At 60.3% G+C, this 13,248-nt stretch carries 13 protein-coding genes; 7 read left to right on the top strand and 6 right to left on the bottom strand.

The window, feature by feature from the left end; genetic code table 11:
* Nucleotides 1–71: 71 nt before the first annotated feature.
* On the top strand, nt 72–305 hold the full coding sequence (locus M9924_10830) for a hypothetical protein (protein MCO5064891.1): 234 nt from the start codon (nt 72–74) through the stop codon (nt 303–305).
* On the opposite strand, the gene M9924_10835 is transcribed toward M9924_10830, so the two are convergent.
* The 4 genes from M9924_10835 to puuE are packed head-to-tail and all read right to left on the bottom strand — an operon-like array spanning nt 302 to nt 3,676.
* The gene (locus M9924_10835) at nt 302–898 is read right to left on the bottom strand and encodes a nucleoside deaminase (protein ID MCO5064892.1); all 597 of its coding nucleotides are present in this window, start codon (nt 896–898) and stop codon (nt 302–304) included. The genes M9924_10830 and M9924_10835 overlap by 4 nt on opposite strands.
* Nucleotides 895–1,389, bottom strand: a complete 495-nt coding sequence (locus M9924_10840) for an ureidoglycolate lyase (GenBank protein ID MCO5064893.1) — start codon at nt 1,387–1,389, stop codon at nt 895–897. Before M9924_10840 ends, M9924_10835 begins: the two co-directional genes overlap by 4 nt.
* A 5-nt stretch (nt 1,390–1,394) precedes the next feature.
* A complete protein-coding gene (locus tag M9924_10845; protein MCO5064894.1) occupies nt 1,395–2,228 on the bottom strand; it encodes a bifunctional allantoicase/(S)-ureidoglycine aminohydrolase in 834 nt (277 codons plus the stop codon).
* 14 nt (nt 2,229–2,242) lie between these two features.
* Nucleotides 2,243–3,676, bottom strand: coding sequence for an allantoinase PuuE (gene puuE / locus M9924_10850; GenBank protein MCO5064895.1), 1,434 nt, complete (start codon nt 3,674–3,676; stop codon nt 2,243–2,245).
* Between the two features lie 232 nt (nt 3,677–3,908).
* Here puuE and uraH point away from each other — a divergent pair, with 232 nt between their 5' ends.
* From uraH to xdhC, 4 genes are read left to right on the top strand one after another with little or no spacing between them, the layout of a single operon-like run.
* The gene (gene uraH, locus M9924_10855; GenBank protein ID MCO5064896.1) at nt 3,909–4,262 is read left to right on the top strand and encodes a hydroxyisourate hydrolase; all 354 of its coding nucleotides are present in this window, start codon (nt 3,909–3,911) and stop codon (nt 4,260–4,262) included.
* A 55-nt stretch (nt 4,263–4,317) separates the two neighbouring features.
* Entirely contained in the window at nt 4,318–5,790 is a 1,473-nt protein-coding gene (gene xdhA / locus M9924_10860; GenBank protein ID MCO5064897.1) for a xanthine dehydrogenase small subunit, read from the top strand.
* Nucleotides 5,790–8,135 (top strand): xanthine dehydrogenase molybdopterin binding subunit, encoded by a 2,346-nt coding sequence (gene xdhB / locus M9924_10865; GenBank protein ID MCO5064898.1) that lies wholly within the window; start codon nt 5,790–5,792, stop codon nt 8,133–8,135. The genes xdhA and xdhB overlap by 1 nt, the downstream gene beginning before the upstream one ends.
* A gap of 12 nt (nt 8,136–8,147) precedes the next feature.
* Nucleotides 8,148–8,993 (top strand): xanthine dehydrogenase accessory protein XdhC, encoded by an 846-nt coding sequence (xdhC, locus tag M9924_10870; GenBank protein ID MCO5064899.1) that lies wholly within the window; start codon nt 8,148–8,150, stop codon nt 8,991–8,993.
* Between the two features lie 10 nt (nt 8,994–9,003).
* On the opposite strand, the gene dps is transcribed toward xdhC, so the two are convergent.
* Both dps and M9924_10880 read right to left on the bottom strand, forming a co-directional pair.
* A complete protein-coding gene (gene dps, locus M9924_10875; protein ID MCO5064900.1) occupies nt 9,004–9,489 on the bottom strand; it encodes a DNA starvation/stationary phase protection protein Dps in 486 nt (161 codons plus the stop codon).
* 110 nt (nt 9,490–9,599) lie between these two features.
* Nucleotides 9,600–10,520, bottom strand: a complete 921-nt coding sequence (locus M9924_10880; protein ID MCO5064901.1) for a LysR family transcriptional regulator — start codon at nt 10,518–10,520, stop codon at nt 9,600–9,602.
* 148 nt (nt 10,521–10,668) lie between these two features.
* Between M9924_10880 and M9924_10885 the strand changes: the two genes are divergently transcribed.
* Together M9924_10885 and guaD are read left to right on the top strand one after the other, a co-directional pair.
* Nucleotides 10,669–11,883, top strand: coding sequence for a urate hydroxylase PuuD (locus tag M9924_10885; GenBank protein ID MCO5064902.1), 1,215 nt, complete (start codon nt 10,669–10,671; stop codon nt 11,881–11,883).
* Nucleotides 11,880–13,196, top strand: a complete 1,317-nt coding sequence (gene guaD, locus M9924_10890; GenBank protein ID MCO5064903.1) for a guanine deaminase — start codon at nt 11,880–11,882, stop codon at nt 13,194–13,196. Before M9924_10885 ends, guaD begins: the two co-directional genes overlap by 4 nt.
* The last annotated feature ends 52 nt before the right edge of the window (nt 13,197–13,248 follow it).

A 13,248-nucleotide genomic window follows, 5' to 3' on the forward strand; every position in this document is an offset into this window, starting at 1 on the left:
GTCACGCTTGGTCGCGCAATCGCCAAGCTGCTGCCTTCAAGCTGTCACGGACTGTGGAGTAAAGTCCGCGCATGGTTCAAGAACACGCAAATCACTTCACCGAAGCAACCCCGGTTCCCGAGATCGAGGCGCTGCTTTCCATGTGCGGTTCAGCTTCCATCGTGGACCGCCTGCTGGCCATTCCCCGGCCCCACGATTTTGACGCCCCCAATGAATGGGAGCGTGCGGTAACCAGTCGCTTACAGACGCGCATCGCGAAAATGATGCGCGAACAGCTCGAAGGAACCTCCTGCGAGGCAGCTTAACTTAGAGGAATGTCGTTCGTGTCTTTCCCGGCCTGATAGGTTTCGGAAAGGTCGTCATATTTGGTTGCGATGTCACGAACGCGCGCTTCAAGACGCTCCCGGTCCGACTCCGGGAGCGTTCGTATAAGCTTACGTATTGAATGGCTTTTCCAATAGGCGTTCTCGGCGTTGTATCCACCGGGATCGAGCCTGAACACTTCCTTCAAAATGCGAAGGTCATGGGGAATCGCAAAGGAATCGCGCGAATCCTCATGGCTGAACAGGTAGTAGAAATTGTCGAAGCCCGTCCACGTGATGGCCGAAAGGCACAGCGAGCACGGCTCGTGCGTGGCGATGAAAATGCACTCGCCCGTATCTGGCCGGTCGGCTTTCGGCATTTCGTAAAAGCGCTTCAGGCAATGTATCTCGCCATGCCAGAGCGGGTTCTCCATTTCATTGTTGGTCTCGGCCAGAACCAAGGATTGATCATCCTTGCGCAGGATCGCCGCACCGAACAGCTTGTTGCCGTGAGAAACCCCGACAGCGGTTTTGGGAACGATGTCGTGCTCGATTACGTCCAGCAAACGGTCGGCCAGCTCGGTGCTGTTTGTCATGGCAAGTGAACCTCATATGGCTCGGGAAAGAAAAACTCTTCGATGTTTTTGCCCTCACCGCCCCGATCCACCACCGCAAAATCCTGCGGCTCGCCAATTGGCGTCAGCACGCCGTGCCAAAGATTGCGTGGATAGTTGACGCCCTGTCCGGGCCTGGTGAGGAAGGCGTTCGGTATGCCTGGCCCGTCCGGCGTGTCATGGCAGACGATCACGAGAAAGGGCCGTGGCGACAGCGGAATGAAAGCCTGACTGCCGAAAGGGTGGCGCTCCACCATGGTCAATGCGAGGGGGAAATCGTAGGGCATTGCCTTGAAAAGCGAGATCAGCACGCGAGCGCCGGGGCCTGTGGCCTCGACACGGGCAAGGTCATGGTAGCGTTCGCAGCGCCCGCCATTGATTGGATAGTGATTGCCGCCTTCCGTGTCGATCACGTCTCCGAAGGGCGCGAAGCTCTTGCGCGTCAGCGGGACGGCAGTGATTTGTTTCGTCATACGGGTCACCGCAGGAAGTGCCCGAGCCGGGGATGGCGGTTCACGTCCTTGTAGAGCAGATAACGAAAGGGCCGGTCGCCGCCTGCGTAGCAGGCTTGCGGGCAGAATGCGCGCAGCCACATGAAATCGCCGGCTTCCACCTCCACCCAGTCATTGTTCAGCCGGTACACGGCCTTGCCCTGCAAAACATAGAGCCCGTGTTCCATGACGTGGGTCTCGGGGAAGGGGATGATGCCGCCGGGCTGCAGCGTGACGATTGTGACCTGCATGTCGTGACGCAGGTCTGTAGGGTTCACGAAACGCGTCGTGGCCCATCTGCCCTCAGTGTCCGGCATGGGTACCGGATCGATGTCCTGCTCGTTCATAACGAGCGGGTCGGGCGCTTCCAGCCCTTCGACATATTCATAAGCCTTGCGAATCCAGTGGAAGCGCGCGGGTTCGTCCGAACGATTGCGCAGCGTCCAGTGGCGCGCGGGCGGCAGATAGGCATAGCCGCCGGGGGCGAGGTCGTATTGCTCGCCTTCGATGACCAGCGACACAACACCGTCCACCACGAACAGCACGGCTTCGGCGCTGGTGTCGGGTTCTGGCTTGTCGCTGCCTCCGCCCGGCTGCACTTCCATGATGTATTGCGAAAAAGTTTCCGCAAAGCCGGAAAGCGGACGCGCGATGACCCACAGGCGGGTGCGGTCCCAATGCGGCAGGTAGCTGGCGACGATGTCCGAGAATTGGCGGCGCGGGATTACCGCATAGGCATGGGTGAAGATCGCACGGTCGGTGACGAGGTCACTTTGCGGCGGCAATCCGCCCTTTGGTGCGTAGTAGTTGCGAAGCTTCATCTGGTGTTCCTGTTTCATGCCGGCAGCAGATCCTTGAGCCGGTACCACGCGATCCGCTCCACCTGGCGGCATGCTGTGGCGAATTCTTCCTCGCGGCTGTTGGCGATGCGCTTCCTGAAGGCATCGAGGATGCTGGATTTGGTGTTGTCACGCACTGCAATGATGAAGGGAAAGCCGAACTTCCCGACATATTCGGAGTTCAGCCGGGTGAAGGTTTCGCGTTCCTCATCGGTCAGTGCGTCGAGGCCCGCGCTCGCCTGCTCCGACGTCGATTCAGCGGTCAGCCGTTTTGCTTGCGCCAGCTTTCCCGCGAGATCGGGATGGGCGGTGAGCACGCCAAACCGCTCCTTTTCGTCGGCGGAGCGGAAAACGCGGGCAAGCGCATTGTGTAATCCGCCCGCGCTGTCATTCGCCGGTCCAAGCTCCAGATCATAGGCGCGCTCGGCGATCCATGGCGAATGCTCGAATATGCCGCCGAACACCTTGACGAAGTCGTCCTTGTTCATGCGCGAGGGCCGCAGATCGTGCGGTTTGTAAGGATGATGTTCGTGCCAATGGCGCGCGATGTCGATGCGTCGCGGCAGCCAGACATTTTCATGCGACAGCACGTAATCGATGAAGCGCTTGAGCGATGCCGCGCGGCCCGGTCGCCCGACAAGTCGGCAGTGGAGGCCGACGCTCATCATCGCAGGCCGCCCGGCCTTGCCCTCGGCGTAGAGCGTGTCGAAGGAATCCTTGAGATAGGTGAAGAATTGTTCGCCCGTATTGAAGCCCTGCGCGGTGGCGAAGCGCATGTCGTTGGCGTCGAGCGTATAGGGGATCACCAGTTGCGGCGCGATGGCGTTGCCATGCCCGTCATGGTCGAGCCAATAGGGCAGGTCGTCGTCATAGGTATCCGAGAGATAGGCAAAACCGCCTTCCTCGGCAACAAGTCGCACGGTGTTGACCGAAGTGCGCCCCGTATACCAGCCGGTGGGGCGTTCGCCGGTCACTTCCTTGTGCAGGCGGATGGCTTCTTGCAGGTCCCTGCGCTCGTCTTCGATCGAATATTCGCGATAGTCGATCCATTTCAGGCCGTGTGAGGCGATTTCCCAGCCGGCCTGCTGCATTGCCGCGACGTGGTCAGGCGAACGGGCCAATGCGGAAGCCACTCCATATATTGTGACGGGCACTTGCGCTTCTGTGAACATGCGGTGCAGCCGCCAGAACCCCGCGCGTGCGCCATATTCGTAAATGGATTCCATGTTCCAGTGGCGCAATCCAGGCCAGGGAGCGGCGCCGACGATTTCGGAGAGGAAGGCTTCGGATGCGGCGTCGCCGTGCAGGATGTTGTTTTCGCCGCCTTCTTCGTAGTTCAGCACGAATTGCACGGCGACATATGCACCGCCCGGCCATTTCGGATCGGGCGGGTTCGGGCCGTAGCCGCGCATGTCACGTACATATCGCATCGTTTTTTCCATCAAGCCTCAGATCCTCCCGCATGATGCAACCCTTATCCGATAGGCGGGCGCTTTCAACCGGCAGTTTGGATGATCTGTTTCAAGAATAGCGTGACAAGTCTTCGACATTCCCCCTAAAAAATTTGAAAATGCTTTTTGGGGCCATGTGCTTCCAGCAGGCGTCGCATTGGGCTTTAATCAGCAAAAGTGTGACCATCAAAAAGGTGGCGAGGGGAATGAGATGACAGGCACGTTGACCACCCACGTTCTTGACACTGCTCGGGGCCTGCCGGCGGCGGGCCTGAAAATCTCGCTGTATCGCGTCAGCGGCAATTCGCACAGCAAGATCAAGGATGTCACGACCAATGCCGACGGTCGTTGCGATGCGCCCCTCCTCGCGGGAGCCGAGTTCGCGACCGGTGTGTATGAGCTCATATTCTACGCCGGCGATTATTTGCGTGCTTCCGGACAGGAACTGCCCGAACCGGCGTTCCTGGACATTGTTCCGCTGCGCTTCGGCATCGCCGAGGAGAGGCACTACCATGTGCCACTGTTGATCTCGCCCTATGGCTATTCAACCTATCGCGGGAGTTGATGGCGAATGGACACGAGAACGCATTTGTCCGAACTGAAACGATAGGGCGTCGAACATGGCCAAGGTGCAACCCAGGTCCGAAATCCGCTTTCTGCTCAACGGCGAGGACGTCGCCCTGCGCGAGGTCGCGCCGGGCGAGACGCTGCTCGACTATCTGCGCCTGCGCCGCAATCTGCGCGGAACGAAGGAGGGCTGCGCGGAAGGCGACTGCGGCGCATGCACCGTGCTGATCGGGCGTTTGCACGGGGGCAGGCTCGTCTATGAAAGTGTCAATGCCTGCATCCGCTTTCTGGGATCGCTCGACGGCACGCATGTGGTGACGGTCGAACACCTCAAGGGTGTTGATGGCAAGCTCCACCCGGTCCAGCAGGCAATGGTGGATTTCCACGGTTCACAATGCGGTTTCTGCACCCCCGGCTTTGTGATGTCGCTCTATGGCCTGTGGATGCGGGAAGCCAATCCCTCCGATGCCGCGATTGAAAAGGCGCTTCAGGGAAATCTGTGCCGGTGCACAGGATATGAGGCCATCCTGCGCGCGGCTCGCGCGATTTCCGACTATGGCAAGGTTACGAAAGACCCGCTTCTGGCGGAGCGCAATTCGGTGATGGAGCGGCTGGCGGCGATGCGCGACGGCCTGCGTGTCGAAATGGGCTCCAACAAGGATAGGCTTATCATACCTGCCACCGTGGATGATTTCGCGAAGGTGCTTGAGGCGGAGCCCGGGGCGACAATCGTGTCGGGGTCCACCGATGTCGGCCTGTGGGTGACGAAGCACATGCGCGATATTTCGCCGGCGGTGTTCATCTCCGGGCTGGAGGAGTTGAAATCGATCCGGGAGGAAAAGGGCGGCATCACGATCGGTGCGGGCGTGACCTACACGGAAGCATTCGAGACGCTGGCGAAGCGAGTCCCCGCGCTCGGCGCGCTCATCGACAGGATCGGCGGCGAGCAGGTTCGCAACATGGGAACGATCGGCGGGAACATTGCCAATGGCTCGCCCATCGGCGACACGCCGCCACCGCTGATCGTGCTTGGCGCCACATTGACGCTTCGCAAGGGTCGCAAGCGCCGCAAGGTCCCCCTTGAGCAATATTTTATCGCCTACGGCAAGCAGGATCGCCAGCCGGGCGAGTTCGTCGAAGCGGTGCATGTGCCTGTTCCCGCTCCGGACAGCCATTTCGCCGTCTACAAGGTGTCCAAGCGCCGCGACGAGGACATTACCTCGACACTTGGCGCTTTCCTTCTTCAGTTGAAGGGTGGTGTGGTGAAGGACATCCGCATCGCCTATGGCGGCATGGCGGCGACCCCGAAGCGCGCCAGCGCGGTTGAAGCCGCACTTGTCGGCAAGCCATGGACGGACGCGAATGTCGAGGCTGCTCTCGACGCTTATGCGGATGATTTCCAGCCCCTGACGGACATGCGGGCGACCGCCGACTATCGCGCGCTTGCCGCGCGCAATCTGCTCGTCCGCTTCCATGCGGAGACGACCGGCACGAAAGAGCCGATCCAGGTTTCGAGGGCCGCGTGATGACAGCACATCAGCCGAGTGTGAAGGCGGCGAAGATCAAGGGTGGCGTCCATACGGACCTGCATCACGATTCGGCGCACAAGCATGTCACCGGCGAGGCCATCTACATTGACGATATGCCTGAGCCGAACGGGACTCTGCACGGCTGCCTCGGACTATCCACGGTCACCCATGGCAGGATCGTCAAGATGGACCTTTCCGCCGTGCGCCTCGCGGCTGGCGTTGTGGACGTGCTGACCGCGAACGATGTTCCGGGCGTCAACGATATTTCACCCACCGGCCGCAATGACGAGCCTGTGCTGGCCGATGGCATCGTGCAGTTCTATGGCCAACCCGTTTTCTGCGTTGTGGCGGAGACGCGCGAACAGGCGCGGCGCGCCTGCAAGCTGGCGAAGATCCACTATGAAGAACTGCCCTTCGTCACCGACATCGGCGCGTTGGATGTGGCGAAGGACAAGCTCGTTACGCCGAACCTGACGCTTCTGAAAGGCGATCCGGCCGAGCCTATCCGCAACGCTCCGCGCCGCCTCAAGGGGCAGGTGCGCAACGGCGGTCAGGATCATTTCTACCTTGAGGGCCAGATTTCAATGGCCATTCCCGGCGAGGATGGCGACGTTACCGTCTATTGCTCGACACAGCATCCGAGCGAGGTCCAGCACATGGTCGGCCATGCGCTCGGCGTGCCCAGCCATGCGGTCACCGTCGAGGTTCGCCGCATGGGCGGCGGCTTCGGCGGCAAGGAAACGCAAGGCAACCAGTTTGCCGCGCTGGCCGCCATTGCCGCCAAGCGGCTCAGGCGTGCGGTGAAAATCCGTCCCGACCGCGACGACGACATGACGGCCACCGGCAAACGCCACGATTTCCTCATCGACTACGAAGTTGGTTTCGACGACGAGGGAAACATCCACGGCGTGGATTTCACCTTTGCGGCGCGCTGCGGCTTCTCGTCGGATCTGTCGGGGCCCGTGACAGATCGCGCGCTGTTCCACTGCGACAACACATATTTTTATCCTGCAGTGAAGGCGGTTTCGGCACCTTTTTACACCAACACAGTGTCCAACACGGCCTTTCGCGGCTTTGGCGGGCCACAGGGCATCATCGGCGCGGAAAGGATCATCGACGAGGTGGCGATCGCCACGGGCAAGGACCCGCTCGAAATCCGGCGGAAGAATTTCTACGGCACCACGGATCGCAACGTCACACCCTACCACCAGACCGTCGAGGACAACATCATCCAGCGCATTTTCGACGAGCTGGAGCAGGACGCCGACTATTGGGGGCGGCGTCGCGAAATCCGCGCCTTCAACAACAACAGCCGGTTCATCAAGCGCGGGCTGGCCATGACGCCGGTCAAGTTCGGCATCTCGTTCACCGCCACGCACTACAATCAGGCGGGCGCGCTCGTCCATGTCTACACGGATGGGTCAGTCCACCTGAACCATGGCGGCACCGAGATGGGACAGGGCCTCAATACCAAGGTGGCACAGGTAGTGGCCGAGGAATTCCAGATCGATGTCGATCAGGTGAAGATCACGGCAACGACCACCGGCAAGGTGCCGAACACGTCGGCGACGGCGGCATCCTCCGGCGCCGACCTGAACGGGATGGCAGCGCAGGATGGCGCGCGGCAGATCAAGAAGAGGTTGGTTGATTTCGCTGCCGAGAAATACAGCGTCGAGCCTGACCAGATTGTGTTCCTGCCCAACAGGGTGCGCGTCGGCAACCAGGAGATTCCGTTCACCGAACTCATCAAGCAGGCCTATTTTGCGCGTATCCAGCTTTCGGCGGCGGGGTTCTACAAGACGCCGAAGATCCATTGGGACCGCTCGAAGGGGCAGGGTCGCCCCTTTTACTATTTTGCCTATGGTGCGGCCTGCGCAGAGGTTTCGGTCGACACGCTGACGGGCGAGTATATGGTCGAGCGCGTCGATATCCTGCATGAAACGGGCCGCTCGCTCAATCCTGCGCTCGATCTCGGGCAGGTGGAAGGCGCGTTCATCCAGGGCATGGGCTGGCTGACGACGGAAGAGCTGTGGTGGGACGACAAGGGACGCCTGCGCACGCACGCACCCTCGACCTACAAGATTCCGCTGGCGTCGGACCGTCCGAAAATATTCAACGTGAAGCTGGCCAACTGGTCGGAAAATCGCGAGAAAACCGTGCACCGCTCGAAGGCCGTGGGCGAGCCGCCTTTCGTGCTGGGCATGTCGGTCTATCACGCGCTCACTGATGCCGTGGCAAGCGTCGCCGATCACAAGATCCATCCGCAAATGGACGCGCCGGCAACGCCCGAGCGGGTGCTGATGGCCATCGAGCGGATGAAGGCGTTACGGCACAAACCGTGATATGGTGCGGGAATGCAATCCTGGACAAATGACATTGCCGGGTTTTTAGATCACGCGAGGCCAGTCGCCCTCGTGACCGTCGAGTCCGCGATGGGTTCCACGCCGCGCGAGGCTGGAACGTGGATGCTGGTGTCTCCCACCGCGATCTTCGGCACCATCGGCGGCGGGCAACTTGAATATATGGCCATCGACAAGGCGCGTAGCCTGTTTTCTTCGGATGGCGGTGAGGTGAGGCTCGACATCCCGCTTGGCCCGGACATCGGCCAATGCTGCGGCGGGCGGGTCGAGGTCTCGTTGCGTCGCGTCGATGCGGCTCTGCGCGCGGACCTTATCGGGCGGATGGCGCGCGATGATGCGGCGCTGCCGCATGTCCATATTTTCGGGGGCGGCCATGTCGGGCGGGCGCTTGCGGCGGCCTTGTCGCTGCTGCCCGTGCGGACCATCGTCATTGAAACACGCGCGGAAGAGTTGAAGGATCTGCCTGAGGGCGTCGAGCCAAGACTGACTTCCGTTCCCGAGGAAGCCATTCGCGAGGCCCCTGCGGGATCGGCATTCCTGGTGCTCACCCACGACCATGCGCTGGATTTCCTGATTGTCGCCGAGGCGCTCAGGCGCACCGATGCCGCCTATGTCGGCATGATCGGGTCAAAGACCAAGAAGGCGACCTTCCGAAGCTGGTATCTCAAGGTTTCCGGAGGCTCGGAGCAGTCCTTCAAGCGCCTCGTGACACCGATCGGCGGGGATGGGCTGCGGGACAAGCGTCCGCCTGTCATCGCAGCGCTCGCTGCCGCCGAGGTTATGACCGCGCTTGTGCGCTCCGAGGCGGCGCAAACGCATAGCACCGCCGCCACTTCCTGATCGAATCCGCTCAGCCCGGCTGAAGGTGGGATTCGAGAAACCAGAGACTCTTGTCGAGCGTGCGCGAATATGCGGTGAAGATGTCGGCGGCGTCGGCGTCGCCCGCCTCGTCGCAATCTTCAATCGCTTTTCTCACGAGTTTGGCCGTCGCGGCGTAGCGCTCCACAAGCGCTTCCAGATGATCGCTGACCTTCGAGATGTCGGTGGGGTAGGGCGCAAGCGGCGTGCGGCCGGCAACGGATTGCGAGGTGCCCAGCGCCATGCCGCCGAGTTGCGCAACGCGCTCCGCGATCGTATCGACATGCTCGTCAAGGCCGGTGCGCAGCGTATCGAGCAATTCGTGGACCGCGATGAAGGTCGGACCCTTGACGTTCCAATGTGCCTGCTTGGTGATGAGCGCGAGGTCGATGGCGTCCGCCAGCCGGGCGTTGAGGATGTCGATTACCGTTTTACGGGTGTTGGATTTAAGGTCGTTGTGGGTTTCCAGTTTTGCCATCTGGCGGGTCCTTCCTGCTTGCATGCGGAGCAGAGTTTAATCACGCTTTACAACGCTTGTGTAACCAAAACTGTTGCGCCGAGACATGCGGCCAAGGCGAAATTTGCGTCTCATTTCCCTGACAGCGCTCCGCGTATCAGTTTTTCGCAGCGCTCGGCCATGAAATCCAGCAATAGGCGCACCTTCGGGTCTTGCAGTTTCTTATGCGGAAAAACTGCCGCGAGCTGAATTGGCGTTGGTGGATAATCCGGCAGCAGGAGACGAAGCTGTCCGTCGCGCAGGAAGGATTCGATTTCGAACCGTGGCTTGGAAATGATGCCTCGTCCGCTCAATGCCCAGTTTGTAAGCACGTCGCCATCATCGGAATCGTAAGGTCCGGTAACTTCATATTTCGAGGGGCCGTTTTTTGTCTGGAGCATCCAGTAATGCTCCTTCGTGCCGGGAAATCGCAGCATAAGGCAATCGTGATTCTGGTCTACGAGGTCTTCCGGCGTCTTCGGTTCGCCGCGTGCGGCCAGATAGTCCGGCGACGCCACAAGCACGCGTTCGCATTGCATGATGCCCCGCATTCGAAGGCTCGAGTCCTCGATTATGCCCAGTCGGAACGCGACATCGATGCCCTCCTTCAGGATATCGACATTGTGATCCGACAAGCGCAGCCGCACTTGGATGTCGGGATATTTGTCGTGGAAATCCGGTATGCCGGATGCGATGAAACGCCGGCCGAGGCCGAGCGGCGCGGTGACGCGAATCGTGCCGCGCGGCTGGCCCGACAAGGCGGACACCGCAGCCTCGGCCTCCACGATCGCATCCAGCACCTTCTTCGCGCCCTCGTAGAACACCGCTCCGTGTTCGGTGGGCATGAGCTGGCGTGTCGTGCGGTTGAACAGCCGCACGCCGAGATGCTTTTCCAGTTCCTTTATGCGGTTGGACGCCACCGCCGGGGAAATGCGCATATCGCGCCCCGCCGCCGACAGGTTCCCCAATTCGACGACGCGGACGAAAACCGCGACATTGTCCAGATATGCCATTTGAACGTCCTCCTCATTCCTATGGCCCGCCGGTACTATAGCGCATCCATTTTATATGTTTTTTTGAAAGTCATCGACCGTCACCTCTCTTTCGCATTGCTTTTCGATGCGTCAAAGTCGGTTAGCCGACCGGGCGTGGAGCAACTCGATGCTGGATTTCGTTATCTTCTGGGACTGGGCAAGTTTCGCGGTGCGATGGCTCCACATCATTACCGCCATGGCATGGATTGGCTCGTCCTTTTATTTCGTCGCGCTCGATCTCGGATTGAAGCAGCGGCCCGGACTTCCGAAGGGCGCTTACGGCGAGGAATGGCAGGTTCACGGCGGCGGCTTCTACAACATTCAAAAATATCTCGTCGCCCCCGAAGCGCTGCCGGAGCACCTGGTCTGGTTCAAATGGGAATCCTACATGACCTGGCTTTCGGGATTTTTCCTGCTGGCGCTGGTCTATTACGGCAGCGCCGATCTTGTGATGGTCGACCGCAATGTGCTCGATGTTTCGGGCACGACCGCCATCCTGATTTCGCTGGCGTCGATCGGCGTCGGCTGGCTGATCTACGATCTCCTGTGCAAATCAAAGCTTGGCGACAGCCCGACGCTGTTGATGCTGTTGCTCTACGCCATGCTGGTGGCGATGAGCTGGGGATACACTCAGCTTTTCACGGGCCGCGCGGCGTTCCTGCATCTTGGCGCATTCACTGCCACGATCATGACGGCAAACGTGTTCTTCATCATCATTCCCAACCAGAAGATCGTGGTGGACGACCTCAAAGCAGGGCGCACGCCCGATCCCAAATACGGCAAGATCGCAAAGCTGCGCTCCACCCACAACAACTACCTGACCCTGCCGGTCGTGTTCCTTATGCTTTCGAACCACTATCCGCTGGCGTTCGGGACGCAGTTCAACTGGGTCATCGCCTCGCTGGTTTTCATCATCGGCGTATTGATCCGGCATTTCTTCAATACCAGTCATACGGGCAAGAACCCGCCCTATTGGACCTGGCTGCTGGCTGGCATCCTGTTCATCATCATCATCTGGCTGTCGACGGTGCCGAAAGTGCTGACCGGCGAGCCGAAAATGTCCGCGCAGGCTGAACGGTTGGTGGCGGACGCGCATTTCGAGAAGGTTCGGGATACGGTCCTCGGACGGTGTTCAATGTGTCATTCGAGCGAACCGTTCTATGAAGGCATCTATTTCGCGCCGAAGGGCGTCAAGCTTGAGAACGATGCTGAAATTGCCGAGCACGCTGAGCAAATCTACCTGAACGCAGGCCGCAGCCATGCGATGCCGCCCGGAAACGTAACTGAAATAACGCCTGGGGAACGCGCCTTGTTGGTGGCTTGGTATGAGGGTGCGCGATGAGCCGGACGCTGCTGCGTGGGCGTACGCTCTCCTTTCGCCGCTGGCCGGAATCCGCAGGGGACCTCGGCGCGTTGGACTACGAGGAAGATGGCGCCATTCTCATCGAGGACGGCCGCATCCTCGCCTCCGGTTCCTATGCCGATGTCGCGCGCAAGGCATCCGGCGATGCGAAGATCGTCGATCATCGGCCTCACCTGCTGCTCCCGGGTTTCATCGATTGTCACGCCCACTATCCGCAGATGCAGGTGATCGCGTCCTATGGCGCGGAACTGCTGGACTGGCTCAACAAATACACATTCCCTGAGGAGACGAAGTTTTCCAATCCGCAGCATTCGAGGCGCATTGCGCGGCTGTTCCTCGATGAGTTGATCCGCCACGGAACGACGAGTGTGGCGGCCTATTGCTCGGTTCACAGGTCCAGTGCAGAAGCCTTCTTTGCGGAATCCCATTCGCGAAACATGCTCAACATTGCCGGCAAGGTCATGATGGATCGCAACGCGCCCAAGGGCGTGCTGGACACTCCCCAATCGAGCTATGACGACACCAAGGCGCTGATTGCCGAGTGGCATGGCAAAGGCCGCCAGCACTATGCCTTGACGCCGCGCTTTGCGATCACCTCGTCACCCGAGCAGATGGAAATGGCGGGCGCGCTGATGCGCGAGCATCCGGACCTGCACATGCAGACGCATCTTTCGGAAAACCACGCCGAGATCGCATATGCATGCGAGCTTTATCCTGAGGCGAAGGACTACACCGACGTCTATGCGCGATACGGCCTTCTCGGACCGCGCGCGCTGTTCGGGCACTCGATCCACCTGTCGGAGCGGGAACGCGACGCCCTTTCGGACAGCGGCTCGATTGCCGTTTTCTGCCCCACCTCCAACCTCTTCCTCGGCTCGGGGCTGTTCCCCTATCTGGAGAACCGCAAGCGCGACAAGCCCTTGCGCATCGCGACGGCGACGGATGTCGGCGGCGGCACAAATTATTCGATGCTGCGCACCATGGACGAAGCCTACAAGATCATTGCCCTGCAGGGAGAGAAATTGAACCCGTTCGCCTCGTTCTGGCAGATCACCAGAGGTAATGCCGAAGCACTTTCGCTGAGCGATCGGATCGGCACGCTCGAAGCCGGGAGCGACGCGGACATCGTCGTACTGAACGCGCGGGCGACGCCGGTCATGAGCCTTCGCATGGAGACGGTAGCGTCGCTCGCGGAAGAGCTGTTCGTGTTGCAAACGCTTGGCGATGATCGGGCGGTGGCCGAGGTTTATGTCGCCGGTGTGTGCGCAAAAAGCGATATTCTCAACGCTTGAGGCTTGCATCCGGCAAAAAGCCGGATAGGCATGGCACGCTAGTCAAGACGGG

The organism is Rhizobiaceae bacterium, assembly GCA_023953835.1.
In the GTDB taxonomy this organism is placed as follows: domain Bacteria; phylum Pseudomonadota; class Alphaproteobacteria; order Rhizobiales; family Rhizobiaceae; genus Mesorhizobium_G.